Below are 26742 nucleotides of genomic sequence, written 5' to 3' on the forward strand. Positions count from 1 at the left end.
ACAGTCTATCAAATGACACTACTGTTATTTGTKGTGAGGAAAAATGGATTTAAAGGTATATTTACTGTACAAAGACTTAAATCTATAGGAATTGTATCAAAGAAAGGATATGTCAAAGTATTGGAATTACTTACTTGACATAAAGAGGAAATATGAATTATTTAATAGTTTTAAATAAAGATGAAGATACCGTTTCTTACATAGATTTAAATACCCACCAAACGGTCAAGAAAATCGCTACAGATTATAATCCACATGAAGTGGTCATCAGTCCTGATAAAAAGAAAACCTTTGTGACTTGCTCACTAGGCAACTCACTTTATGTCATTTCTAATGAAAGTCTTGAAGTTATTGATGTCATCAAACATGAGGATTTTAACTTTCCACACGGTTTAGCTGTTTCAAAAAAACTCAATGAACTTTACTTGGCTTCTACCAGGTCCAATAAGTTTTATGTTTTAGACATTGATTCACACGAGATAAAAAGGGTTTTGGATACTTATCAAGATATGTCTCATATGGTGACCATGTCACCTTATGAAAAACTGGCTTATGTTCCAAATATCGGGTCAAACAACATTTCAATCTATCATACTGAAGAAGAAAAGATCATCAATCATTTTCCAGTAGGTAATGGTCCTGAGGGACTGGCAATCTACAAAAATGGTGATATTTACTCTGCCAACCAAGATGATAACACTGTAACTGTTTATGATCCTGCAACTTTAAAAGAAAAGCATAAGCTCAGAGTGGGTATACTGCCTATACGTGCTATGTTCTCTCCAGACTACAAGTACCTATTTGTACCCAACAGAGAATCTCACGATGTATCAATCATTGTTCCAGACTATGTATTTTGCGGCAAAACAAGACCTTATGAAATCAAAAGATTGCCTCTTGGTAGATGGTCAGGCGGCGTTATCTTTAGTGACGATGGTAAGTTCGCTTATGTTGCCAACAATAAAACAAATGATGTATCGGTCATTTCAATGGACGACTTAGAAGTCATCTATAAAATAAAAACAGGCATCCATCCAGATGGTATTGCCTACTTAAAAATGGACACTGAATAATCAGTGTCCATAGTTTTATACAAGTATTTCATATCCTTCTTCAGTGACAACTAGTGTATGTTCCCACTGAGCTGAAAGCTTGCCGTCTCGAGTGACTGCCGTCCAGTCATCCTCTAAAATATTAAGCTTATAGGTCCCTTCATTGATCATAGGCTCTATGGTAAATACCATGCCCGGCACCATTAACATGCCCTTTTGTCCTGTATCGAAATGACTCACATGTGGGTCTTCATGGAAGTTCTTACCGATACCATGACCACCAAAATCTCTAACTACCGTGTAGCCTTTACTTGTTGCATAAGCTTCAATGGCTAAACCTATATCAGATATAGAACCATATGGCTTGACTTGGTCTAGACCTATCTGTAGACAATCTTTTGCACATTGAACCAGATCTTTAGCCCTTTCAGATACTTGACCAACTAGGTACATGCGGCTGGCATCTGAAAAATAACCATCTAAAATGGTTGTGACATCCACATTGATAATATCACCTTCCTTAAGGGGTCTGTCTTCTGGAATGCCATGACAGATGACTTCATTGATACTTGTACAACAAGACTTTGGAAAACCATGATAACCTAAGGTTGCTGGTGTACCACCTCTTTCTATTGTATAGTCATGTACAAACTTATCAATCTCATTGGTTGTCACACCTGGTTTGATTAGATCTGCAACACCCTCTAAGATGCCTTTAGTAATGACTGAACTCTTTCTTAAACCTTCTATGTCCTCTTCGTTTAAAAGCAATCGTCTTTCAGGTATTTCAAAACCTTGTTTTTCATACTTTTCTAGATTCTTATCAAAATCCATGTGGCACTTCTTATATTTCTTGCCGCTGCCACACCAGCAAATATCATTTCTATTTAACATGTATTCTCCTTCTTCAGTACAAAAGCACTTAACTTTTTATCTAATGAACACAACATGGGTGCCTTTAAAACAAAATCTAAATAAATATTTTCTTTGAAGGGTTTTATAATTGAATTCTTGTTAACAGTTTTGCCCCCCTTTTCATAAACCATCACAAGACGGTTCTCCACAGACATCTTTCGGGCATTCACATAGTCAACAAAAGCTGGGATATCTTCTAAAACATTGATCTTATAGATGATCACTTCATACTCATCAAACTCGTCACATAACTTGTCTTCAAAGTTAACATAAGCTATCTTCTTGAAACTATCAATCCTTAGTTTGCTTATATCCATTTAAACCTCCATCTGTCATTTTACAACATTTCTTATCAATACAAAAGTCATTACCTTCTTAATACCCAATTTTCTAGCCTTAAATACATGACTACTGTTAATTTCTTCTTATATTGGGTAATAAATTCTCAAGCATAACAATAATTAATTTCTTATCAGAGTATGAATTTCATTGTCGAAAATTCGTTGTTTTCTGAATTTTCTGTGAACTTCGTTATTTTTTTACCAATATAATAACGTTTTCCTGATGCATTTATTACAATTTGATTACTCATATGTTACAAGTATACAATATGCGTCATATGTACAATGAACTACTGAATCTTTCAAATGTCGCTATATCAAATGCTTATACAACATTTGTGAATCAAATAACAATGCTACTCTTTAAGAAATCTACTTGTTATGCTGAATATAGTGAAAGAAATATCAATCACAATATAGGGGAGGATAATATTTATGGTAGTGAGTAAGGACAAGGTAGAAGAGATTCTATATAATTACGACTGTCGCCAAGATGCCTTGGTACCCATTTTAATGGATATCCAAGATAAGTGTGACGATCATTATGTAGATGAGGAAACTCAAAGATACATCGCCAATCGCCTGAACTTGACGTATGTTGATGTCTATGAAGTTTCGTCATTCTTTTCTGCAATTAACAAGAAGCCTAAGGGTAAGTATCATATCCAACTGTGCAACAGTTCTGTTTGTCGCATCAACAAGAAGGATATTATTGAGGAATACTTAGAAAAGTCTTTAGGCATTCAAGTAGGTGAAACAACATCAGACAATCTATTTACACTTGAGCACACACCATGCTTTGGTGCATGTGATATTTCACCAGCTATTAGAATCAACAAGAAGGTTTATGGTCATTTAACCATTCAAAAGGTAAAACATTTGTTAAAAGATTTGAGAGGTGAATTAGATGACTAAAACATGTTCTATGATATCAGAATATTTCGACAAATATTCAATTAAAGAAATAGATAAGTATATGGAAATGGGCGGTTTCAGCGGCCTTAAGAAAACACTGGATAAAGGTCCTGACTTTGTTATAGAAGAACTGAAAGCTTCTGAGTTAAGAGGTCGTGGTGGTGCAGCCTACCCTGCTTATAAAAAATGGACAGCTGCCAAAGCTAGACCTGAAGAAGTCAAGTATGTACTTGTTAATGCCGATGAAGGTGAACCAGGTACATTTAAGGACAGAGACTTATTAGCAAGAGATCCTTATAAGATCATTGAAGGTTTAACAATTGCCGGCTATACTGTTGGCGCCTGTGAAGGTTATATCTATATTAGAGAAGAGTATGACGATATCCGTAGACAAATTATTGAAGCAATTGCCATTGCAAAAGATAATAATCTACTTGGTAATAACATTTTAGGTACTGAGTTTAGTTTTAATATAAAGGCTTATACAGGTGCAGGCGCTTATGTTTGTGGTGAAAATACTGCACTTATAGAATCTATGCATGGAAATGTGGGTCGACCAAGAGTTAAAAGACCGAGAGTTGGTGAAAGAGGCTTATTCGGTAAACCGACTATGGTTAACAATGTTGAAACCTATGCATGTGCTGCAACCATTATGAATCATGGCTCTGATGCGTACTCATCAGTTGGCCTTAATGGTCATAAGGGTTCTAAGATGATCAGTTTATGCGGCAACATCATGAGACCGGGTGTTTATGAGGTACCTTTTGGTATCACTGTAAAGGAAATAATCGAGGAAATCGGCGGTGGCACAAGAGACTTGAGTTTGGGGAAATTTATCCAATCTGGTGGTGCTTCATGTCCTTTGATTCCTTATACCCATTTTGATACAGAGTATGGTTATCATACATTTGACGATAATGGTTTTTCCATTGGTTCAGGATCCATCGTTGTTGCCAATGGTAATGTCAGAGTTGTTGATTATTTATCTGCAGTAACTAGCTTCTTTGAACATGAATCATGTGGTAAATGTACCCCATGTCGTGAAGGTACAAAACGTATCCATGAAATCATTGATGATATGTGTGCAGGTTCAGCTTCTATGGCTCAATACCAAAGAATTAACAAGATTTCACATACAATGATCAAGACCTCACTATGTGGTCTGGGTCAAACAGCACCTACAGCAATCCTAAGTGCTATGAAGCACTTTGAACCAGAATTACTAGAAAGTATAGAAGACTAAGGAGGCGAAAATGGTAAAATTAACGATAAACAACACACCCGTTGAAGTACCTGCTTCTTATAGTATACTTGATGCTGCTAGAGAAGCTGGTTTTGAAGTACCAACCCTATGTTTTATGAAAGAAATCAATGAAGTTGGTGCATGTAGAGTCTGTATGGTAGAGGTTGAAGGACAAGGTAAACTTCTCCCCTCTTGTGTAACTAATGTAAAAGAAGGTATGGTAGTTAAAACCAACACCAGAAAAGTTAGAGAATGTGTCAGAACCAATGTGGAGCTTCTTTTAGAAAATCACAATAGAGAATGTACAACATGTTCTCGCTCAGGCAACTGTGAACTTTTAAATCTCGCACATACCCTTGATATTCCAGATTTAGAATTCCAAGGTGCTAAACGCCATAGACATTTTGATAACTTTTCTCATTCTATTGTTAGAGATTCTAGTAAATGTATTCTTTGTGGTAAATGTGTTTCTACTTGTAAGAAGGTTCAAGGAATTGGTATCTTAGGCTTCCAAAACAGAGGCTTTGAATCCAATGTTGGTCCTGCCTTTGATCATAGAATGACTGAAACAGATTGTATTTTCTGTGGTCAATGTGTCAATGTCTGTCCAGTTGGCGCTTTAACAGAGAAATTAGATATTGATAGAGTTTGGGATGCCTTAGAAGATCCTGAAACTTATGTTGTTGTTCAAACAGCGCCTGCTGTACGTGCAGCACTTGGTGAGGAATTTGAAAATCCAATTGGTACAAGAACTACTGGTAAAATGGCTGCATCTTTAAGAAGACTTGGTTTTGACAATGTCTTTGATACAAACTTTGCAGCAGACCTTACCATCTTAGAGGAAGGACATGAACTGCTTCATCGTATTCAAGATGGAGGTGTTCTACCAATGATCACTTCATGTTCTCCAGGTTGGATCAGATATTGTGAGTTTAACCATCATGATTTCTTACCAAACCTTTCAACGTGTAAATCACCTCACCAAATGTTTGGTGCTTTGGTCAAAACATATTATGCAGATAAGCAAAACTTAGATCCTAAAAAGATGTTTGTTGTATCAGTTATGCCTTGTATCTCTAAGAAGACAGAAGCTGCAAGACCTGAGATGGAACAAGAAGGTCTTAGAGATGTAGATGCTGTTATCACCACTAGAGAGCTTGCTAGAATGATCAAACAAGCAGGCATTGACTTTAATGCCCTTCCTGATGAAGGCTTTGATAAGATTATGGGTGAATATACAGGAGCTGGTGTAATCTTTGGTGCAACTGGTGGTGTTATGGAAGCTGCCATTAGAACAGTAGCAGACGTATTAACTGGTGAAGACCTTGAAAGCATTGACTATCAAGCAGTAAGAGGTACAGATGATGTCAAAGAAGCAACTGTCAATCTTGGTGGCATCGACGTTAAAGTTGCAGTTGTTCATGGTACTAAGACGGCTGGCAAACTGCTTGACTTGGTTAGAAAAGGCGAAAAAGACTATCACTTTATCGAAGTAATGGGTTGTCCAGGTGGTTGTGTAAATGGTGGTGGTCAACCTCTTGTACCACAGCATGTCCGAGATGTAGTAGATATCAAGGTTGAACGTGCCAAAGCACTTTACCAAGAAGATATCATCTTAACATCAAGAAAATCTCATAAGAATGAAGAAGTTAAGAAGCTTTATGATGATTATTTAGGTAAACCTAACAGTCATAAAGCCCATCACCTACTTCATACACATTATACAAAAAGAACAATTTAAAGAAAGGATGGGCTGGACCCATCCTTTTATATATTCTCTTTTGTCATCTCATCAATGATTTTTCTTAGCTCTATAATAACTTGATCATCTGTTAAGTGTTTTTTACCATAATCTAAATTGAAGGTATAATCAAAGTCCTTTCCATTGTCAACTTGATTGTGTTGCATGATGGTTTCTATCTTGTCTAGAGCCTTGACTACCCTAGCTTCATAGGTCTTACCTTCCTCGTATTCTAACCATAAATTATAAAGCCAAGTCCTTTTATCATCTGGCAGGAGATTTGATAATCTAATAAGTGCCGCTTCTTCTATCAAGAACTTTGAAGCTTGGTCAGTCTCAACAACAGCTGGAATATCACCTTCATCTAACTCTCCTAAATCATGAATAATAGAAAGTTGAAGAGCTTTTAAAGCATCTAACTCAGGCAGATAATCACTTAAGAACATAATAAGAAGAGACAAACGCCAAGAGTGTTCAGCTGTAGATTCTTTTCTACCTAAACTTGTGTTGCCGGACCTAAGAACCGACTTTATTTTTTCAGCTTCACTTATAAACTCAATTATTCTTAACAAATCATCTGACATCATTTACCTCCCTAATTATTTACTTCATCTATCCAAGGAATAGATCTTGCTGCACCAGACTTACCTATGGCTAAACTAGCTGCTTTAGAAGCAAGTTCTAATGCTTCATATACTTGTTCTGCACTTAACATTGAAGCCATAAAATAACCTAAAAATGTATCTCCAGCACCTGTTGTATCAACAATTTCAATATTTATAGCATCACACTCAACAACTTGGTCACTATCCTTGTAAATAACACCTTGTCCCCCTCTTGTTATGACCACTTTAATAGTCTTGTTTTTCGATAAAAAATAGGTCATGGCATTTTCAATATTGTCTTGTTCTGATAATAAGAGAGCTTCATGAACATTCATGATAAGATAATTGATTTTTCTCAAATCAAGTGATTTTAATGTTTGAGTTATAGGTGAAGGATTTAAAACAACAATCATATTTTTCTCATATGCTTTATCTATAATATCAAGTGTACCTTTCACTTCATTCTGAAGAAGTAAAACATCTCCCTTATCAAAATCTGACAGTATACAATCGAAATCATTTAAGTCAAGGTCATCATTTGCTCCACCTACAACTAAAATAGAGTTCTCTCCCTTCTCATTCACTTGAATAAGTGCATGTCCGGTAGCTTGATCTGAAAGCATTAAGTAATCAGTGTTGATGCCTTGCTTGTCTAAAAAGTCTTTTAAGTAGAGTCCGTCTTTACCAACTTTGCCTGCGTGATAAACTTGTGTGCCAGCTCTCGTCATGGCAATGGATTGATTGAGTCCCTTACCACCTGGATTTTCTGAGTAGTCCTCTACTTTAATAGTTTCACCTTCATATGCGAACCTTTGAAGCTTGTATAATTTATCTATATTTATGGAACCCAAGTTCAGTATTTTCATTCTACCCTCCATCCTACTTGAGTAAAAGTTCAAACATCCTATTCTTAAACAAATCGTTATCAATAGACTTACAGACCACTGCATTCGGCTCATTAGATACAAATCCATCTGAAACTGCAAGTACCGCACCATCATCTAAAATAACCTGACCATAAGCTTTTTCCTCATGAATACAGGTATAACAGTAGCAGTCTACTCTATCAGTCATGATATCATCCCATAAGACCACGCCCATGGCTACTGCATCAGGTAGATCAACAATATGTTCACCACTTCTTTTTAGGTTATAGTCCAATAAAGACTTGTTACACTGAACACTGAAAACAGCTTCTTTAACACCACTATTTAATAACATCTCCATATCTTCTTTATTAAGAGCTGCATCACCCAAACAAACATCAAAACCAATGATGGTGATAGGTATGCCTGAATTAAGCATAATTGAGTAAGCTTCTGCATCCACATAAACATTAAACTCAGATACTGCTGTTGTATTGCCTCTACCGAAGCCAGCTGTGCCCATAGAGTATATTCTCTTCACCTTGGACATAGTTTTAGGCGACTTCATAATTGCCAAGGCGATATTGGTTACAGGACCAATGGTTACGATTTCAATTTCATCTGGATTCTTTTTAACAATATCCAAAATAGCCTCAACTGCATGTCTTTTTTCTGGACCAATTGTAGGATGAATCAAATCGCAATCTCCCATACCATCCTGGCCGTGTACATTTACTGCTGTAATTAAATCCTTGGCCAAGGGCTTAGATGCGCCAACATAAACTGGTGGCATCTCTTTGTTTGTTACTTCCAAGGTCATCAAGGTGTTTTTTGTTGCTAAATCAAGAGGTACATTGCCACAAACCGTTGTAATTCCTTCAATTTGAACCTCATCAGACTTTAAAGCCATAATTAAAGCTACTGCATCGTCTGAACCACAATCTGTATCAATCCATAATTTTCTCATATAATCTCCTTCCAAATACTATCCTTTGACTATAGTATAAATGCCATGATATGATTATTTTAGGTCAAATGACCCAAAGGAGATATTTATGGATTTAAAAGCACTCATCGATCAAGCACCTTCTCAGATCAAAGACCACTTCATCTATAGAACACATCTCAAAGATGATACCATCACTTTTGCTGATGAAAAGAATGACTACCTTTATATCTTGACTGAAGGACAAGCTGATGTGATTTTTCAAACCTATGAAGGTGCCATGCGTACCATATACAATTATCAACCCTATTCCTGTTTTGGCGAACTAGAACTCTTTAATGAAGATGCCAAAACTCATGAAATCATTTGTAAGACCGAATCTAAGACCCTATCACTTCATAAAGACTATGTCTTCATTTGGATGCAGTCAGACTTCAATTTCACCAAGTATTTAATAGAACAGCTATCATCTAAACTTCTAGAAAGCTCTAAAAGCTTATCAGCAGTGACTCTGTTAAATGTAAATGATCGACTACTTAACTGTATTTATACCCATAGCCTGTTAGGTGATTTATAAGAACTCACAAAAGACCAGGTGTGCACCGAAATCAGTACTCCAATAAGGAGTTTAAATAGGGCAATTGCTAACTGCCATTCAAATGGATTTATTGCCTATGAAAAAAAGAAGTTTAAAGTTCTGTCTCATGACAAACTGAAAAACTACTGCGAAACTTTAATCTAAAAAAAGCTTATAACATTTTCATGTCATAAGCTTTTGTATTATAATCCTAAATTTGTTCTGATTGTTTCTCTTAATTTAACCATATCATCAAATTGGTAGAACCACTTAACCTTTTGATCTTTGATTTCATTACCTTCAGGTTTATCAAAACATACAAAGAGTCTAAAGCTTTCAGCAATATCTTCTTCTGGATTTGTAGCAGCATAATCAGTTACAAAGTGATTTTGATACTTTTCGTAAAACTCATAAGCTGTATCAGGGTTATTAGGGTCTACAATTTTGTCAAAATCATCTTTAATCTCTGGCCAAAACTTCTGGTAAAACTCATTTAAGTAAGATGTTTTGGCTAAAATACCTTCTTCATTTTCATAAGTACCATTTGATTTTTCTTGCATTTGACTGGCATTTAACGTCAACAAGTGACCAAACTCATGTACAATTGTTTCATCGTACTCATTGATGTAGTTGCCCTTTTCATCAAAGGCATCTTTAATATCTAAAACCATTCTCCATTTAGTCAGTTCATCATTTTCTTGTCTTACATAAGCAAGAACATTGGCCTGACCATCTGAGTTGATTAAAATATGTTCGACATAAGGTCTCATGTCTTTTGAGATAACCTTTACAGCTCTGTCTACTAAGTAGTTAAACTTCAGCATATCATCAGAAGAAACACCTGACTTGTCACCTACATACTTAACATCCGCACCTTTTAACTGGAATTTTGCATATATCACACTAGATGATTCTAGTTGCGTGATGACCTCATCTGCATCAAAGCCTGCATCTTTAAGGATAGCTTCTAGCTCTTCATACATACCTTCAAGTGCTTCATTTTCTGGATCGTTTTGACTTAAGTCGATGATTTTTTCATCTAGCTCAACCAGCCTATTCTTTTGATCTTGGCTAAACTTATCTGCATGTTCTGTCGTAAACTCAGCCATGGTAGTCATAGGTACCTTTAAACCAAATGACTTTAAAAGTACATTCATCTCACCATATATTTCTCGAACAGCTTGCGCTGTATCTTCATTGTAGTTTTCTTCTGCCTTGTTGATTTTATCTAGTATAAGCTGAGCTTTTTGCTTTTGTTCATCTGAAAGTTTACCAATTTCAAAACCTAAATAGCTTTCTAACGTCCACGGTTCAAAACCATAGTCATCTGAAGGGTTCGAATCCTCTGAGTTTGAATCAGTTGACGTATCATTTGAGTCGTCCTTCATATCACCTTCCATTTCAAATGAAAGGTGAATATCAAAATCAGCTAGTCTTCTTGATAAGTTATTATACAAATCATCTAGACGTGAGTCGTTGAAATCTACAGCTTCGATTTTATTGATTTCATCTAATAAAGCAGTGATCTCATCTTGCTGGTCTTGGTTAAGACTATCGACTTCATCTCCTAATAAATTGTCAAGTGTCCAAGCTTCTATTTCCTCAGAGTCATAATCCATTTTTTCTTCTTGTACTGGTTGATTATTTGTAGCCTCTACAGGCTTTACTAATGCTTTTGACTGACAGCCCGTCATCAAAAGACATACGGCTAAAAGTGTTACTATATATTTTTTCATTACTTTCTCCTTACTTTTTTCGTTTCAATTGCAGCTAGATGACAAGACGATTTACAGTCACCACATCTGATACACTCTATACTGTTTAAATCCTTTGTAGGATTTAAATCAACTTTACACGACTTAGAACATGCGCCACATGATGTACATTTATCATGATCTATTTGATAACCTAAAAAGCTAAACTTGTTAAACAGTCCGTATATAATACCTAAAGGACATAATACTCTGCAAAATATCCTATAGACAAATACTGATACAATTAAAATACTGATTAAAATAAACATCTTCCATGTAAATAAAACACCAAGTGCCGATCTTAAACCAGGATTCTTTATTAATAGGGGTATAGCACCAAAGAAGGTACCACTTGGACATATATATTTACAAAATCCAGGATCACCTAAGCCTAATTTATTTGTAAATAATGTTGGAATTAAAATGACAAAGTAGATTAAAACACCGTATTTTACATACTTCAAGTATTTCGGCATCTTAAACTTTTTTGATTTTATCTTATACAAAAGATCTTGCAGAAGTCCAAATGGACACATATAAGAGCAGACAAACCGACCAAATACAGTGCCGATTATCATGAGTATGCCCATGACATAAAAGGATATCTGATATTTCATAGAACCCATTACTGCTTGTAATGAGCCTATAGGACAGGAGCCCAGTGCACCAGGACAAGAATAACAATTCAGTCCAGGTAGACACATAAGTTTTGTTTTGCCCTTAAAAATCTTACCGTTTATAAAACCACTTACATAGGCATTGGTACTTATGAATGTTAGAATCTGAATCCATAGTCTTTTCATTAACCTACTCCTATACATTCTAGGCAAATCTTAATGGCTTTCTTAAAGACAATGTCTGCCTCATTTCTATAAATGCCATAAGACATAAAACAAATGCCTATGGTCAAAAGATACCATTTAATTTTATTCATTGATTAAAGCCTCTATAGCCTTTGTTAAACCAGCCTCATCTGTGCCACCTGCTATAAATGATTTCAAAACCTTACCCTCAGAGTCTATAAATAGTGTGACAGGTACATAATCAAACTTAGAAGATAGGATTTCTTTTGTTTGGTCATTTTCTTTTAAAAGTGGATAAGTGATCTTTAACGTGTCTTTTAACTCCTTGACTTCATCTTCTGAAGAATCTAAAGCGAGTCCTAATATTTCAACACCCTTATCTTTATAAGCTTGAGATACCTTTTCAAAATCAGGCATTTCTTCTACACAAGGTCCACACCATGTTCCCCATAAGTTAAGGACCGTAACCTTATTATTCTTATATGTCTCTTTGTTAATTTCTTTGCCATCATATGTTTTGATGACCAAATCAGATAAGTCTATACCTTCTGCTGGGTTTGATTCTCCTGTAGATTCTGTTTGTGTTTCTGTTTTGATATCCTCTACATTGTTTTTTGCTGCCTTGGTTTGACATCCTGTAAATATTAATGATGTCATAAGTAATAAAATTATCAGTCTCTTCATGACTACCTCCCTCGATTTCTTAAGTCTGAAATCATTGTAGCAAGTCAAACTTTCACAAAAATAAAGGCAACCTTAAAACAAACTTAAATGTCCTTTTTTCTGTTTTTTTTCATTTGAAGTATGATAAAGTAATATTAGAAAGAAGGTATTTATGAAAGCAAAAATATTATTAATGGAAGATGATCCTGGCATCAACAACCTTTTAACCATGCAGTTAAAATCAGAAGGCTATGATGTTACCCAGGCATTTGATGGTAATCAGGCAACAGACTTATTTGATGACAGCTTCCATTTGGCAATTCTAGATATTATGGTACCCATCAAAGATGGCTTTGAAGTCTTAGAGTACATAAGAAAAACCAGTCACATCCCCATCATATTTTTAACAGCAAGAAACGAAGATCTAGATAAAATGAGAGCCTTAGGACTGGGAGCAGATGATTATGTCACCAAACCCTTTTCAGTGGTAGAAGTTGTCTATAGGTGTAAGGCCCATTTAAGACGTTACTTTCAATACACGCCCATGACCGATAATCATGTCTTAACGGTACAGGAAATCACGCTGGACAAGACTACATGTGAAGTTGTTTTTAAAGGACAGGTAATCAATCTTAACGCCAAAGAATACGAAATGCTTGTCTTCTTTATGGAGCATCCAGGACAGGTATTTACTAAACAACAACTCTATGAACATATATGGGGAGATGACTATTTTGGTGATGACAATACCATTATGGTTCATATCTCAAGACTCAGAGAAAAGCTCGGAGACAGTCCTAAAAACAGTAAGTATATCAAAACCATCAAAGGACTAGGTTATAGATTGGAGAAATCATGAAGTTAAATAGAATATCTAGGCATCTTCTTAAAGGTTATGTGCTGGTTCTTGGCCTTATCCTGGTCTTGATCTTATCAGTTTACGGCATGTATATGGGTTATACCAATACGCAACTTGAACGTTCTTCAGTTGATATGGATCAGCTTATTTTAGATTATGAAAAAGAGGGAGAAAAAGCCTTTGATAAACATGCCTTAAGAGTAGACGATTATTTAATCATCACCGATAAGTCTTATAAGATTATAAATGCATACAACATTGATCCAAATTCCTATAAGAGCTTTTTTGACCTCCAAATGTCAGATGAACTCAACCAAAACAATGCGTATTACTTATTTGAAAACTATGATGGCGATTTAGTATTTCATCTCTATTTGTCACCATATGAAGAAGAAGCCAATATGCTTTTTATCTTCTTAGTCCTTGCTATTTTGATCTTTAGTGTTTTTTCAGTTTTTTATGCAAGAAACACAAGCAAAAAAATAATCGAGCCCGTCAATGAGCTCATCTTAGGTGCTAAAAATATAGGCAAGGGAGATTACTCTTATCAAGTTGAGTATGAAACAGGTAATGAACTTGACTTGATAAGGGATGAAATCAACCAGATGTCCCATCAGCTTAAGGAAGAAAAACAAAGAAGAATGGCCTTAGAAAATGAAAGGAATCAGTTGATCATGAACCTTTCACATGACATAAAAACACCACTAACAAATGTTATCGGTTATTCTCAAGCCTTAATGTCGCAAAGCCTTGATGACAATACGAAAAAGTCTGTAGAAACCATTTATAAATATGGTCTTAATGCAGCGGCATTAACAGAAGAATTATTTGATTACAGCAAAATCAACACACATGAACTTAACAAAGAGTTACATGATATCGTTGAACTTACAAGAATAAAACTGGCAGAGTACATCCATGAGTTTGAGACCTTTAATATCAACTATGAGTTCGACTTACCAGATACAAAGGTCATGGTCCAGCTCAATAAACTTATGTACCAGAGGGTTCTAGACAATCTTATTCAAAATGCAATCAAATACAATGAAAAAGACTTTTCACTTAAAATTAGACTCAAGGACGACAAGGAGGATGTGGAGATTATCATAGAAGATGATGGTATCGGCATACCAGTAGGCTATCATGAATCCATCTTTAACCCACTTGTAAGAGTGGAAAGTTCAAGAAACCGACAACTAGGTGGTACAGGCCTAGGCTTGTCTATCGTCAAGCAAATCCTTTTGCAGCATAAGGGTGATGTCCAATTGGATTCATCTTATACAGAGGGATGTAGATTCATTTTAAGACTTAAAAAGGAGAACTAAATCAGTTCTCCTTTCTTATAAAATCCACTATATAATTAAAACCATTGTATGATTCAGCAAACTTCGAGTACTCATATCTCGACATTTGACCAGATTCATACATTTTTTGTATACGCTTGATGCTTCTTGCTTCTTTACCATACAGGTAATTGTAGATAAAGGTAATATAAAGATTGGCCTTATCACTTTGAAGCAGTTTCTTTTCTTTTCTTATCTGGCCAAGTCTCTTGTGAGCCGCTCTTGAATGGGCATAAAGATTAACTGATATGACATACAAGGCAACTGCTTGTAATGAAAAGACACCCAGCATTTCCATGGTCCCTTGACCATTTGATATTAAAAGCAGAACCAGTAAACCATCGAAGATAGCACCAATTTTAAGAAGCCATTTAGCCTTTGCTACAGTGTGATTGATATAGTATCTATCATCTGCCATTTCTAAAACAGCATCCTTGTATTTCCTGTATATCTCATCTTTTCTAATTACCACACCATTTCTATTTTCCGGTCTTAATGCTTCTATCAACTCTTCAACTGTGTTGATATTATGGTCTAAGATAAAGTTTAGAAGGACCTTTTCATCCTTTGATAAATCACCGTCTAAACTACCAACAATGATTCTACCATCCATAATAGCAATTTGGTCTTTCCTGTAAAGCTTCAAAAGGGTCACCATCATAAATCTTGTATTGATTTTAGTCAAGTGACTCGACCTTGTGGGACCATTGATCTTTCCTCTACTTAAAATAAAGAAATCTGTAATAGGATCAGCATTTGACGGTCCGTTTGTCTTATCTAATAAGGTCCATATTAAAGCCAGTAAAATCAAAGCAATACTAACCCCAACTGATGGCTTTAAAAATGATTCCAGCATAACAGGCATCTGGAATGTCATAAAGTATTTTAATCCTACAATGACACCTAAAATTAAGAGCAGGCCCACCATAAGTTTTAACTTAAAGTTCTTCTGTCCTTCTTCTCTATACTGCCTCTTATTGTATGCTTTTTCATATTTTTTTATTAGCTTGTTTCTTTTTCTTCTTCCACGTCTAGAAGGTGGTCTTTCTAAATGCTTTTTTATATGTAGTTGTGGTTTTTCTTCTACTTGCTGGTCCAAGTTTTCTATATTCTTTTCAGTCATGATTGTCACCTCTTAAGAACATGGTAAACCATAAAGATTAGAATATAATTAAAAAAAGTTTAGAACTAGCTAAAGTCTTAAGTTTAGACCAAGTCTTTAAGTGACTTTACCTGTAAAACCATATTTTCTGGTCCACTATGACTTCTAAGCTTATGATTGTACCAAATGCTTTCTAGACCTACACTCGATGCACCATAAATATCCGGCTTTAAACCATCACCAATCATAATCATCTTATCTGTTGTTTGATCATACTTGTTCATTGATGTATAGAACAATTCTGGATTGGGTTTTCTAATACCATGTGTGTATGAAAAAGTATATGAGTCAACATAATCATCTAAGCCTAAAGATTTAAAAATATCTATATAAACAAAATCTGGCAGATAACAATTAGACAAGACGCCTATTCTTTTACCGTTTCTATTTAAATCCTCAAGAAGTTCTTTAGCGCCATCATGTAAGCAAATATGATCTTTATAAGGCTTGTAAAAACTTAACATCAATGACCTAAACATGTCATCTGTCAAAGGTAAAAAGTCCTTTAAAATCTTATATACATCGAGTTCAATTAACTTAGATTCCCTTAAATGAAACTGGCCATAAAGCACATCTAAGAATTCATGCTTTAAAGTGTCTTTCTCCTTATGAATACCATATGCTTTTAAAGTATCAGACATATTTTTTAGACCCATCATATCTTTTTCATCATCTGTCAGACCTTGATGAAAACCCAATAATGTATTGCCCATATCTATGAAAACAACTGCTTTATCCTTAAAGATGGTGTGCATAACTACCTCAGTTCTAATGTCATATAGATTTTCTTGTCATCTCTATGAGATTCCACAAAGCCACAAGATTTAAACAAACTTTGAGACTTATCATTATATAGATAAATACCACTCAGTTTTATAGATGCCCAACCTAAATTCCTAGCTCTCTTAATAAGGCTATTAATGATTAACTTGCCAAGCCCTAACCCTTGATAATCTGGCATGATAACAATGGGCATGCAGTCTTCTGACAAGGTCACGTCACCAATCATTATCCCCTTGTATTCAATAACATAGACCTCACCTTTGTTTGAAAGATAAGCATACATCCTTTTTATATCATCCATCTTGTAAGCTTCTTGTCTATTTTCTGAATACCAAAGTATGTTTTTATTTTCATACCACTTGAGGGCAGTTTCATAATCGCCTTCTACAAGTGGCCTTAAGTTTAAATCCTCTGTAATTTTTATAAGCATTTTATCATATACAAACATGGATTGTTCTCATCCCAAAGTGTCTTAAAGACCTCTAAATGTTCGTATCCCATCCTTTCATAAAATTCTCTGGTTTTCTTGTAGTTTAGATCAGGATGATCTGCACTCAATGTCTTAACGGTCATGTATTTCTTATTATGACTTCTTGCATATGCTTCTGCATAGTCTGTTAAGCTTCTCCCTATGCCTTTTCCGTGATGGTCTTTCAAGACACCAAGAACATGCATATCAAAGCTATTTGGATGTTCCTTTAAAGCGATAAATCCTATGTCTTCATAAGCAATAAAAACACATGATTCAACTTCTTTTACATAGTTCAAAAGTGACGACTCTATACCAAACCACTCTGGTAGATCTCTGAGTACCTTTAAGCAAATGGTTGATTTTATTTTTACATCTTCTATCATTCTTATCATTATCTTCTCCTTGCAACTATTCTATTATACAACAAAATGAAACCAGCATCAGCTGGTTTGCATATTGGAGCTTATTTTTTTTCTAAAGATCAAGAAAATGATAAATGTAATCACGGTAACACCAAGACCATCTATTAAAAGCCCTGGCCAAGTGGCTGTTTCATTGACAATGTTTGTCATCCCATCATAAATCCAATAAAATGGTGACCACCAAAGTACAAAATGTTTACTTGTCGGTATCATCAAAGCACCAATAATTGTAATGGATATTGGTAAAAAGAGTATCTTCATATTAGCAAGTGCTGCCATCTGACTAGGAGATACCAAGCCAAGTATGAAGCCCATAATAATCACAATAGATAAGCCCATAATAGATATAAAGAGCACCTGAAGTAAATCTACATGGCCAAAGCCAAAGATGAAGTACATGGCTATGATTTGAATAACTGCTATAATTGAACCTGCCAAGCTCTTTCCAACTATAAACTCAAATCTTGAAAGTGGCGTTGCATTTAAAGCACCAAAAGTCATATTTTCTTTTTCTTCAATGATATTCATACTGACGACCATACCACCTAATACGAGTGCTAATACAGCCATTGATATCAAACCGATTAAGGCTACAGGTGAAACCTCTGCGCCTATATCTGAAAAACTGATCTCAGACTTAAGTTCAAACTGACCAGTCTTTTCTGAAATGCCTTTTCTGATTAAGTTGATGATCAGTGTAGAACTATCATCTTGTTCGTTGCCTTCTTTTAAAATTTCATATGTCCCATGATCTTCTACTAAACCAATCACATCATCTAATGCATTGACTCTGTCCTCTAAGTCCTGTCGGTTGTCAAAGACCTCCACATGTGCATATGGTGAAACATATGAAAGGGTCTCCTGAGTAACACTTTTATCTACTGCAAGGGTCATCATACCGGACTCTGTTGCTGGTACAAAACTCGCAATTAAAAATGCTAACACTATTGGTGACACCATGATATATAAGGCTATAAAATCTCTAACAGATGATTTAAAATCTCTGATGGCAATACTTAATATTCTTTTCATACAAGCCTCCTACACAGTCTGCAGACTTTTTGAGAATCTCATCAGTGAGATACCATAAGCCACGAGCCCAATCACTAAAGATAAGGCAATTGTTGAAAAAATAATTTGAGGATTGCCAGTTGGAAAAACTGCTTCTTTATAGGCAAACAACATATAATAAGTTGGTATCAGCTTCATCCAAAATGGTGCAAAACTGGGTGAAAAGTATGTGACAAAAGGTAAACTCATCAATAAAGAACCACCTAGTATCCACATCATTGCGCCTGTTATATTGTCAAAGAAACTTGCAAGTAAAAGTCCCAATGCCGATCCCATAAAAGAACAAGTAATGGTCATGACAATCAAATAGAAGTAGTTGGCTTTGAAGCCCACAACTAGCAATGTGGTCACAAGTAATGAAATCAGTCCCAGACCAATTAGTACAATGGTCTTTGACATTAAAAAGCTGTTAATGGTCCCTGGTGTTGTCATATATGCTGTGATGGTGTTCTCTTCCTTTTCAGAAAAAATCATAGTAGCAATTAGAAACATGCCAAGTAAAGCTGGTTCCATTACATGAAATAGTGGAAGAAGCAATTTGTTAAAAGATACTAGACCACTATCAAATGTTTTTAATTCTGTCACCTTTACCTGGATAGGTGCATAGTACTCCTCATTTAAAAATCTCGTATTTAGGACCATCAATTCCTTATGCTGGTCCGTTTCATAACCTTGGAGCCTATATTCATAGTCATTTTCATCTCTAAATATAATACCTATACTCTGCTTATTTTCCTCAATCATAAGATCAAGTGTTTCTAAAGAATCAACGGACTCATACATAGATTTCAAATTTTCTGGAGCATCATAATCAAAGTAGGCAAAGATCTTACTTTCAATACTGGTATCTTCAGGAATTACAAATAAGATGACAAGAACCATTAATACAGCAATAAAGATGGTCACATAGAAAAAATAGTTTTTAGTTGTTAACAACCAATCCTTTTTAATAAGCGATGTCATCATTCCTCAAGCCCCCTTCCAGTTAACTTGATAAAGATTTGCTCAAGTGTTGCCTCTTGAGAATGAATGGTGTCCACATGACCTTTTTTCATAATTTCATATAATTTTTCAACTGAGTCTGCTTGACTCATAGAAAGTGTTTCTTTAACGATTTTCCCCTCTTTTTCATATTCAACAGAAGCCAACTTCTGGCCATGTTCTAACTTTAAGTTTCTCGGCGTATCAAGGGCAACAATTTTACCATCATTAAGAAATGCAACCCTGTCACACAGCTCATCTGCTGTAAACATATTGTGTGTCGTCAAAAATATGGTTGTCCCTTCCTTTTGTTTCTGCTTGATAATACTTTTTATCTTGCTCGCAGTTGTCGGGTCAAGACCAGAAGTCGGTTCATCTAAAAACCATATTTTCGGATTGTTGATCATGGATCTTGCGAAAACAAGTCTTTGAAGCATACCTTTAGAGTACTCTCCAGCTTTTTTATTAGCTGCATCCTTTAAACCAACCATGTCCAAAAGGCTAAGAGGATCCGCCGTTTGCCCCTTATACATTTTTGCATGAAACTCAAGATTTTCAAGGCCCGTCAACTTTTTATAAACATTAGCAATTTCAAATGAAACACCAATTTCATTCAGCCTTTCACGAGACTTAAAATCTACAGCTTGACCATCTAAGAGTATCTGTCCTTTTTGATGGCTTAAAAGACCAATCAAGATCTTCTGAGTCGTAGACTTACCAGCACCACTTGGTCCCAAGAATCCGAAAATCTCACCCTTTTTTATTTCAAAACTGATATTGTCTACCGCATAATTATCATCTTCAGAATAAGAATGATATAGATTTTTTACTTGAATCATAATGCCTCCTTTGTACCAATACCTTTTTCCAATATATCCAACATATTGTTAGCCAATCGCATAAAAGTACCATCATCAATATCTGCTTCATCTAAATCTGTAAAGTAATGTTCAGTGATACTATTGCTCATATCTGTTATCAGTCTTACTAAAAATTTGGTATCTAAATGATCTCTTATCTTGCCTGCAGCCTTCCCCTGTTCAAACAAGTTTTCTAAATAAGCGTCAGAATCGCCTTGTAGAGGACCTAGTAATTCTTGTCTCTTAGTCTTTGGTAAGGTCATAAACTGCTTTGATATCTTAAACAAGTCCACATTCTTAGCAGCAAACTCTGTACCTGCTGCATAGAGCATCCTTAAAAAATCAAAGGTATCTGACATATCAATTTCTGTTTGGTATTTCTCAAAATATTTGAGCTTGCTAGTACCGATATGTCCTAAAACATACTTATACATATCTTCTTTGTCATCAAAATATTGATAAAAGCTGCCTTTTGCTATACCTGCCTGTCTGCAAATTTTAGATATGCTGACACTGTTATAATCATTCTCCGCAAAGGCTTTGATAATAACGTCTAATATGGCTTGTCTTTTTTCTTCACTCAAATTCATAAATGTATCTTTTGGCATATTCCCTCCTTGTGACCGGCCAGTCACTTTATGTTTTCATTATATGACTGCCTAGTCACATTGTCAAGAAAAAATATGACTGCCCCGTCACATGTCCGTAAAAAAAGAATCCCGAAGGATTCAAAACTTACTTTTCAATTTTATATCTTTCAACTTTATTAAAGAGCTGTCTTCTAGAAATACCAAGTGCTGCAGCTGATTTGGTCATATTGTAATTGTTCTCTTCTAAAACCTTTATAATAAAGACCTTTTCTGCTTGTTCACGGTAAGATCTTAAAGTTTCTTTTTCAGTTGGCTCACCTTCAAAGTGCTCAGGTAAGTCTTCTGCTAGAATCTCACCATTAACAGATAAAACAACCAATCTTTCAATAATATTTTTAAGTTCACGAATATTACCTGGATACTCATATTGTAGAAGTCTTGTATAAACCAAATCTTCTACATGGGTTATCTCTTTTTTCATGTCCTTTTTTATCTTATCAAAGAAGAACTGGATAAGAGCTGGCAAGTCTTCTTTACGCTCTCTTAAAGGTGGAATGGTCACAGTGATGGTAGAAATTCTATAAAATAGATCTTCCCTAAACTGCCCTTCAGCAATTAAATCATTTAAGTTCTTATTGGTCGCACATACCAACCTATAGTCAATCTCTCTTAGTTGATTCGAGCCAATTCTTTCTATGGCCTTTGATTCTAGTGATCTTAAAAGTTTAACTTGTATATTCAAAGACGTATCGCCAATTTCATCTAAGAAAAGTGTCCCATAATCAGCCGCCTCAAAACGACCAATTCTTGTATCATCCGCTCCTGTAAATGCACCCTTTTCATGACCAAATAACTCTGACTCTAATAAACTTTCAGAAAATGCATGACAGTTTACAGGAACAAAAGCTTCTTCACTCCTAGTGCTTAATTGGTGGATATACTGGGCAAGTATTTCTTTACCAACTCCTGATTCTCCCAATAGCAGGATGCTAACATCCGACTTGGCTGCTTTTTCTATGGTATCTAAAACCTTTTTAAAACCAGCGTTTTTAGTTTCTAGAACATAGTCCGACTTTTCATCTACTCGTTTGATGTACTTTCTAAGTTTAACAATCTTCTTGATTTCAATAATCAACTCATCAGGATCATGACCCTTGATAAAGTAAGAAAAAGCACCTTTTTTCATGGCTTCAACTGCATTTTGAACGGAACCGTATCCTGTAAATAAAATGACTTCTGTGTCAGAGTACTTTTCTTTAATGGCATCTAATAACTCTAATCCTGTCATTTCTGGCATGATTAAATCTGTAATGACTAAATCAAAGCTTTCCTTACTTAAGATCTTCAATGCTTGTTTACCACTTGAAGCTGTTTTGACCTTAAACTGATTAGCCTCTAAAATCAGTTTGATAACATCCAAGTATTCTTTTTCATCATCAACCAATAGAATTTTAAAATGTGTCGGATGCATATATTCCCCCTTTATTTATATGGAAATTCTAACGTGAATTCCGTACCAACATTAATTTCACTGCTTACATCAATTGTCGCACCAAGTTTTTCGATCTCAGTATAAACAATATATAAGCCTAGCCCCGTACCCTCACCTGGAGGTTTTGTCGTATAGAAGGGATGAAACAACTGGCTTAAAGCCTCTTTTGATAAGCCATGCCCACTGTCTTTTATCTTAATAATGAGCTTTTCTTCTTCTACATAACAATGTATTGACAATACACCATTTTCCCCTATTGCGTCTATAGCATTAGATAACAAATTTATAAGTATGTGTTTCATAGACTCCAGATTCAAAATAACCGTCAAGTCTTTGTCACAAGTAAATTCTATATCAATTCTCTTTTTAGATAATTTCTTTTCTAGAAGTTCAATGATGCTCTTTACAAAATCATAGAGATTAAAAGACGATACCTCTATACCAGAAATTCTAGAGAAGTTTAAGAGATTATCTATAATCGAACTGGCACGTTCAACTGATTTTTCAATCATTTCATAAGACTTGTCTCTTATGCTTTCGTCGTGGTTCTTCTTTAGGACGTAGGTATAATTTCTAATAAGACCAAGGGGATTTCTAATTTCGTGTGCCACCCCTGCTGCCAATTGGCCAACTGCAGCCATCTTATTGGCTGTCATCATCTGGCGTTCATTGATTTTTCTTGTGGTAATGTCCTTTAACATAACAATATGAGACTGACCATCTTTGTCAATATCATGCACACTGACTTCATAAAACTTGTTGTATTTAGAAAACTCCTTGTCCTTTTCTATATTGATATCTAAAAATTGTGTTAAGGGCTTGTTCATGACCTCATGCCGTGTTGCTTCTAAGGTATTGAAAAAAGCCTTATTGCCATTGATGATCTTATCGTTTTTATCCAGTACAATCATCAAGTGCCTTAAGCCATCAAAAGTCGTCTGTAAGGCCATTTCTGATGCTTCAAGGGCTATTTCAACTTCTCTTTTTAAAGAAGCATTCCAAGCGTAAAATAGATAACCACCAATGATGATTAAAATACCGATAAATATGATTGGAATGACATACTTGTCAAAGCCTTCTGGATTGGCAATGGGTGTAGAAATACCAAACCACTTCTGCTGGATTCTAGTCAGTTCCTCTTGTTTGTTAAGGGCAATAATTCCCTTGTTTAGAATAGCCACAAGCTCAGGTTCTGACTTAGGTACTCCAATAACAAATGTATTTTCATAAAGGAGTTCATCGTGAATTTCAAAATCTTCTTTCATATCATAAAAGTTTAAAAAATGATTGATAACACTTTCATCACCAACAACGGCATCCACTTCGCCATCCTTTAAAAGCTTCACAGCTTGGCTGTAATCATTTGTATTGACAACAATAGCATCCGGTGCTTTCTCATTAAGAAACTCATTTACAAAGTCACCAGTCTGTGCTGCCACTCTTCTATAATCTAAATCCTTAACCCCACCAATGGTGTCATCTGACTTTTTTACAACCATAACGGCATTCTGATAGAAGATGACATTGGTGAAATTATACTTTTTAGCACGTATTTCCGACGGATAAAGGTCCACCATATCTACAGTCCCCGCCTCTAGATTATCAAGGGCAGTCTGCCATATATCTGGCTGTAATTTGATTTCTATATCCAGTTCTCTAGAAAGAGACTCCATATAGTCAACAACGATACCGATGTACCTACCTGAGTTATCCTCAATGAATCTCAGTGGCGGCGAAGCATAGTCTGAAGAATAAACCAAATATTCTTTTTTATCTAACCAGTCTCTTTCTTCTTGAGTAAGCTTGTTGGATCTAAAGATCATGGACCAATCATTATTAGAGTATATATAGTTGTTGTTGGCGATGGTTAAAAGTATGCCTGATATGACAATCAGGAACAATGAAATTATTAAGCGTCTTTTCATAAAACTGTCACATCTTTCCTAGTACTATAGTGTTTCAGCCTATCTTCAAGGCTGCCTGCATGAAACTCAATGAGATTCTTATCAGGATCCCTAAGGTATACGGATGGCTTTTCATCTATATGCCTTTTTCTTCCTAAAGAATAAGTAAGGCCAGCCTCATCAAGCCTAATCTTTAAGCCTTCAATATCATCACAGTCAAATGCAACATGCTGATAAGATTCACCTGACTTGTCCTCTACATTTAATGCAAACCATAAACCATCTAAGTCATAATAGGCAAGTTTTTCGCTTACAGCTACAGGTTTTTTATCAAATACTTTGTTATAAAAAATAAGAGCCTCTGAAATATCAGAGACTGTATAAGTTACATGATTAATCCTCATATCGATCATAATCCTCATCTTTGGGTTTCGCTTTTTTAAGTAACACAATTAATATCAATATGCCTGTAGAAAACATAATACCTAAGGCAGTAAAGACCATTTTAATGATACCTCCGGCAGTCATCTGACTGATATTTAAAACGACGTTTTTATTAGACTCTGTACTTATATGATACTCACCTGAAAGAGGAATGTCAAAAGTAAAAATGCCTCTTCCAGATCGATTGTTAATATTATAAGTAGTAGAACCCACAGCAGGTGAAATAGGGATAGTCTTTCCCCCTTGATCTCTAATTACAATGTTCAAGCCATTCAGGTCTTCATAAGAAGATATTGTCACACTACCACTATTAATATTCTTAAATTCATGAAAAATGGTATAAGTGCCCTCTTCAAAGTTATGAGTCATTTGACTCGGTGCTTCAAACAAAAGGCCATCAGCCATACCCATTATCGAATACACCAAGAAGCCTGTAAAAGATAGGATACCTAGAATGCCTATGATTACAGATACTATAATTTTCTTTTTCATCATGCCTCCAAAAGTTTTGCCATATAATATTCATCAACATACTTGCCATCAACAAACATGCTGTGTTTTTTTACACCTTCGATTTCAAAACCCATTTTCTTATAAAGAGAAAGCCCCGCTTCATTATGAACCATAACTGTCAGTTCCAAACGGTGAAGACCAATAGATCTTGCATAAGATAAAGCTTTGTTAAATAAGAGCGTACCATACTTCAGATGACTATGCGACTTAAGTATGCCCATAACAATGTAGCCAGAATGCTTGATACGATTGCATTTACCTCTGGATAAGCTTATAAAGCCTTTTAAGCCATTGTCCTCTATAACAAAGCTACCTGGCTCGATTCTTTCTCTCAGGCTATCTCTTGTAACTTGTCTTTCTCCAGGTTCGTACATCATGTTCTTAGTTTCATGATCTAAGGAAAGAAGAAGGTTTTTAAAGCTTTCTGCATCCTCTTTTTCAAGCATTCTTATTTTTAAATACCTATCTGCAAATGATTTTAAGAATGGTTGTATTTTTTCATAAGTCCATGTCATCTTGTCATTAAGGGTCGTCACTTCTACAATTTCCGAATCCGGAAGTGGGCCAATCCTTTTTATATCTGCACCAAAGAGTCTGCCGTAAGAATCATTTACTGAATAATCACCAATAGGCCATATCTCATATTCTATAGCACCTGTTTCTTCGTAGAGTTCTCTTTTCGCTGCTTCAAACAAGGTCTCTCCCTCTTCAACATGACCGCCTGGAATCTCATAGGTCTGTCTGTCCTTATGTCTAACCATGATAAGTTCATCATCTTTCATAGCTACTATAACAACATACTTATGGTCTCTTTTTTTCATTTCATGTATATTAATCTTTAATCCACTCATCTTTTAATACCCCATACACCACATCATCTAAATAAACATCGTTTATCAGTTCAGCTGCTCTAATTGTCCCTTCCTCTGTAAAACCTAACCTTTCAGGAATTTTTCGACTTCTAACATTGTCACTTGCGCAGTAGATTTCGACCTTGTTCATACCAAGTTCAAAGGCATAATCGATCATCTTTATGACTGACTTAGTCATGACACCTTTACCTTCATGTGCTTGATCAAGCCAGTAACCTAACTGCAAACTCTTGTTAAAGGACTTGTAGTTTTGATGACCGATAAAACCTACAGGCTGATTGTTATAAAAAATAACCATACTGGCATAACCGACTTTATCTTCATTGTTTATACAGGCTTTTACAAAGTTTTCTATAGGCTGAACAGAATCTATCTGATGGACCCATCCAAACCAAGGCTTAAAACGCTCTAGGTTCTTCATAACTATATGAAATAAGCTGGCTGCATCTTTTTCTTCAACTGATTTTAATACTATATTTTCATCTACGATTAATTCCATATTTGATCCCCCATTAACAGATTAGCACAAAAGAAAAAATCGAACAATGTTCGA

At 35.4% G+C, this 26742-nt stretch carries 30 protein-coding genes; 7 read left to right on the plus strand and 23 right to left on the minus strand.

The annotated features are described in order from the left end of the window. Positions 1 to 152 precede the first annotated feature (152 nt). On the plus strand, positions 153 to 1073 hold the full coding sequence (locus tag EZV73_RS10355; RefSeq protein WP_240840236.1) for a YncE family protein: 921 nt from the start codon (positions 153 to 155) through the stop codon (positions 1071 to 1073). A gap of 15 nt (positions 1074 to 1088) precedes the next feature. Here the strand turns inward: EZV73_RS10355 and EZV73_RS10360 are convergent, their stop codons facing one another. Next, positions 1089 to 1946, minus strand: a complete 858-nt coding sequence (locus tag EZV73_RS10360; RefSeq protein ID WP_240840237.1) for a methionyl aminopeptidase — start codon at positions 1944 to 1946, stop codon at positions 1089 to 1091. Beyond that, complete coding sequence (locus EZV73_RS10365) at positions 1940 to 2284, minus strand: hypothetical protein (protein ID WP_240840238.1); 345 nt, start codon at positions 2282 to 2284, stop codon at positions 1940 to 1942. The genes EZV73_RS10360 and EZV73_RS10365 overlap by 7 nt, the downstream gene beginning before the upstream one ends. A 459-nt stretch (positions 2285 to 2743) precedes the next feature. Between EZV73_RS10365 and EZV73_RS10370 the strand changes: the two genes are divergently transcribed. Genes EZV73_RS10370 through EZV73_RS10380 form a run of 3 tightly spaced genes read left to right on the plus strand, consistent with a single transcriptional unit; the run spans position 2744 to position 6207 of the window. Then, positions 2744 to 3223 carry an NAD(P)H-dependent oxidoreductase subunit E gene (locus EZV73_RS10370; RefSeq protein WP_240840239.1) on the plus strand — a complete coding sequence of 160 codons (480 nt, stop codon included), beginning with the start codon at positions 2744 to 2746 and terminating at the stop codon, positions 3221 to 3223. Then, entirely contained in the window at positions 3216 to 4466 is a 1251-nt protein-coding gene (locus EZV73_RS10375; protein WP_240840240.1) for an NADH-quinone oxidoreductase subunit F, read from the plus strand. The genes EZV73_RS10370 and EZV73_RS10375 overlap by 8 nt, the downstream gene beginning before the upstream one ends. A 10-nt stretch (positions 4467 to 4476) precedes the next feature. Then, a complete protein-coding gene (locus EZV73_RS10380) occupies positions 4477 to 6207 on the plus strand; it encodes an NADH-dependent [FeFe] hydrogenase, group A6 (RefSeq protein WP_240840241.1) in 1731 nt (576 codons plus the stop codon). A gap of 26 nt (positions 6208 to 6233) precedes the next feature. Here EZV73_RS10380 and EZV73_RS10385 read toward each other — a convergent pair whose 3' ends face one another. From EZV73_RS10385 to EZV73_RS10395, 3 genes are read right to left on the minus strand one after another with little or no spacing between them, the layout of a single operon-like run. Then, the gene (locus EZV73_RS10385; protein WP_240840242.1) at positions 6234 to 6791 is read right to left on the minus strand and encodes an HD family hydrolase; all 558 of its coding nucleotides are present in this window, start codon (positions 6789 to 6791) and stop codon (positions 6234 to 6236) included. 11 nt (positions 6792 to 6802) lie between these two features. Beyond that, positions 6803 to 7678 carry a ribokinase gene (locus EZV73_RS10390; RefSeq protein ID WP_240840243.1) on the minus strand — a complete coding sequence of 292 codons (876 nt, stop codon included), beginning with the start codon at positions 7676 to 7678 and terminating at the stop codon, positions 6803 to 6805. A 13-nt stretch (positions 7679 to 7691) separates the two neighbouring features. Further along, positions 7692 to 8645 carry a nucleoside hydrolase gene (locus tag EZV73_RS10395; RefSeq protein WP_240840244.1) on the minus strand — a complete coding sequence of 318 codons (954 nt, stop codon included), beginning with the start codon at positions 8643 to 8645 and terminating at the stop codon, positions 7692 to 7694. Positions 8646 to 8733: 88 nt separating this feature from the next. On the opposite strand from EZV73_RS10395, the gene EZV73_RS10400 reads away from it, so the two are divergent. Beyond that, on the plus strand, positions 8734 to 9201 hold the full coding sequence (locus tag EZV73_RS10400; protein WP_240840245.1) for a cyclic nucleotide-binding domain-containing protein: 468 nt from the start codon (positions 8734 to 8736) through the stop codon (positions 9199 to 9201). Positions 9202 to 9404: 203 nt separating this feature from the next. Here EZV73_RS10400 and EZV73_RS10405 read toward each other — a convergent pair whose 3' ends face one another. Genes EZV73_RS10405 through EZV73_RS10420 form a run of 4 tightly spaced genes read right to left on the minus strand, consistent with a single transcriptional unit; the run spans position 9405 to position 12442 of the window. Beyond that, a complete protein-coding gene (locus EZV73_RS10405; RefSeq protein ID WP_240840246.1) occupies positions 9405 to 10937 on the minus strand; it encodes a hypothetical protein in 1533 nt (510 codons plus the stop codon). Next, positions 10937 to 11758 (minus strand): 4Fe-4S binding protein, encoded by an 822-nt coding sequence (locus tag EZV73_RS10410; RefSeq protein ID WP_240840247.1) that lies wholly within the window; start codon positions 11756 to 11758, stop codon positions 10937 to 10939. The genes EZV73_RS10405 and EZV73_RS10410 overlap by 1 nt, the downstream gene beginning before the upstream one ends. Continuing rightward, positions 11758 to 11889 carry a CD1871A family CXXC motif-containing protein gene (locus EZV73_RS10415; RefSeq protein ID WP_240840248.1) on the minus strand — a complete coding sequence of 44 codons (132 nt, stop codon included), beginning with the start codon at positions 11887 to 11889 and terminating at the stop codon, positions 11758 to 11760. The genes EZV73_RS10410 and EZV73_RS10415 overlap by 1 nt, the downstream gene beginning before the upstream one ends. Next, a complete protein-coding gene (locus EZV73_RS10420; RefSeq protein ID WP_240840249.1) occupies positions 11882 to 12442 on the minus strand; it encodes a TlpA disulfide reductase family protein in 561 nt (186 codons plus the stop codon). Before EZV73_RS10420 ends, EZV73_RS10415 begins: the two co-directional genes overlap by 8 nt. A 151-nt stretch (positions 12443 to 12593) precedes the next feature. On the opposite strand from EZV73_RS10420, the gene EZV73_RS10425 reads away from it, so the two are divergent. After that, a complete protein-coding gene (locus EZV73_RS10425; RefSeq protein WP_240840250.1) occupies positions 12594 to 13280 on the plus strand; it encodes a response regulator transcription factor in 687 nt (228 codons plus the stop codon). Beyond that, the gene (locus EZV73_RS10430; protein ID WP_240840251.1) at positions 13277 to 14605 is read left to right on the plus strand and encodes a cell wall metabolism sensor histidine kinase WalK; all 1329 of its coding nucleotides are present in this window, start codon (positions 13277 to 13279) and stop codon (positions 14603 to 14605) included. The genes EZV73_RS10425 and EZV73_RS10430 overlap by 4 nt, the downstream gene beginning before the upstream one ends. Before the next feature lies 1 nt (position 14606). Here EZV73_RS10430 and EZV73_RS10435 read toward each other — a convergent pair whose 3' ends face one another. From EZV73_RS10435 to EZV73_RS10500, 14 genes are all read right to left on the minus strand, one after another. Further along, positions 14607 to 15746: a hypothetical protein gene (locus EZV73_RS10435; protein ID WP_240840252.1), complete on the minus strand. Its 1140-nt coding sequence runs from the start codon at positions 15744 to 15746 to the stop codon at positions 14607 to 14609. 83 nt (positions 15747 to 15829) lie between these two features. Continuing rightward, positions 15830 to 16540 carry an HAD family hydrolase gene (locus EZV73_RS10440; RefSeq protein WP_240840253.1) on the minus strand — a complete coding sequence of 237 codons (711 nt, stop codon included), beginning with the start codon at positions 16538 to 16540 and terminating at the stop codon, positions 15830 to 15832. 2 nt (positions 16541 to 16542) lie between these two features. Continuing rightward, positions 16543 to 17016 (minus strand): GNAT family N-acetyltransferase, encoded by a 474-nt coding sequence (locus EZV73_RS10445; RefSeq protein ID WP_240840254.1) that lies wholly within the window; start codon positions 17014 to 17016, stop codon positions 16543 to 16545. Beyond that, positions 16989 to 17432, minus strand: coding sequence for a GNAT family N-acetyltransferase (locus EZV73_RS10450; protein ID WP_240840255.1), 444 nt, complete (start codon positions 17430 to 17432; stop codon positions 16989 to 16991). The genes EZV73_RS10445 and EZV73_RS10450 overlap by 28 nt, the downstream gene beginning before the upstream one ends. A 48-nt stretch (positions 17433 to 17480) precedes the next feature. Continuing rightward, a complete protein-coding gene (locus tag EZV73_RS10455; protein WP_240840256.1) occupies positions 17481 to 18494 on the minus strand; it encodes an ABC transporter permease in 1014 nt (337 codons plus the stop codon). Between the two features lie 9 nt (positions 18495 to 18503). Then, the gene (locus EZV73_RS10460) at positions 18504 to 19499 is read right to left on the minus strand and encodes an ABC transporter permease (protein WP_240840257.1); all 996 of its coding nucleotides are present in this window, start codon (positions 19497 to 19499) and stop codon (positions 18504 to 18506) included. Next, a complete protein-coding gene (locus EZV73_RS10465; RefSeq protein WP_240840258.1) occupies positions 19496 to 20353 on the minus strand; it encodes an ABC transporter ATP-binding protein in 858 nt (285 codons plus the stop codon). Before EZV73_RS10465 ends, EZV73_RS10460 begins: the two co-directional genes overlap by 4 nt. Next, on the minus strand, positions 20350 to 20982 hold the full coding sequence (locus tag EZV73_RS10470; RefSeq protein ID WP_240840259.1) for a TetR/AcrR family transcriptional regulator: 633 nt from the start codon (positions 20980 to 20982) through the stop codon (positions 20350 to 20352). The genes EZV73_RS10465 and EZV73_RS10470 overlap by 4 nt, the downstream gene beginning before the upstream one ends. Positions 20983 to 21109: 127 nt before the next feature. Beyond that, positions 21110 to 22435: a sigma-54 dependent transcriptional regulator gene (locus EZV73_RS10475; protein WP_240840260.1), complete on the minus strand. Its 1326-nt coding sequence runs from the start codon at positions 22433 to 22435 to the stop codon at positions 21110 to 21112. Between the two features lie 11 nt (positions 22436 to 22446). Beyond that, positions 22447 to 24381: a transporter substrate-binding domain-containing protein gene (locus EZV73_RS10480; protein WP_240840261.1), complete on the minus strand. Its 1935-nt coding sequence runs from the start codon at positions 24379 to 24381 to the stop codon at positions 22447 to 22449. Next, positions 24378 to 24764 carry a VOC family protein gene (locus EZV73_RS10485; protein ID WP_240840262.1) on the minus strand — a complete coding sequence of 129 codons (387 nt, stop codon included), beginning with the start codon at positions 24762 to 24764 and terminating at the stop codon, positions 24378 to 24380. Before EZV73_RS10485 ends, EZV73_RS10480 begins: the two co-directional genes overlap by 4 nt. Beyond that, a complete protein-coding gene (locus EZV73_RS10490) occupies positions 24754 to 25296 on the minus strand; it encodes a hypothetical protein (RefSeq protein WP_240840263.1) in 543 nt (180 codons plus the stop codon). Before EZV73_RS10490 ends, EZV73_RS10485 begins: the two co-directional genes overlap by 11 nt. Beyond that, positions 25296 to 26168, minus strand: a complete 873-nt coding sequence (locus EZV73_RS10495) for a GNAT family N-acetyltransferase (RefSeq protein ID WP_240840264.1) — start codon at positions 26166 to 26168, stop codon at positions 25296 to 25298. Before EZV73_RS10495 ends, EZV73_RS10490 begins: the two co-directional genes overlap by 1 nt. Next, the gene (locus EZV73_RS10500; RefSeq protein ID WP_240840265.1) at positions 26149 to 26688 is read right to left on the minus strand and encodes a GNAT family N-acetyltransferase; all 540 of its coding nucleotides are present in this window, start codon (positions 26686 to 26688) and stop codon (positions 26149 to 26151) included. The genes EZV73_RS10495 and EZV73_RS10500 overlap by 20 nt, the downstream gene beginning before the upstream one ends. Positions 26689 to 26742: the final 54 nt, after the last annotated feature.

It is taken from the genome of Acidaminobacter sp. JC074 (genome assembly GCF_022496765.1).
Taxonomy (GTDB): Bacteria; Bacillota; Clostridia; order Peptostreptococcales; family Acidaminobacteraceae; genus JABXKX01.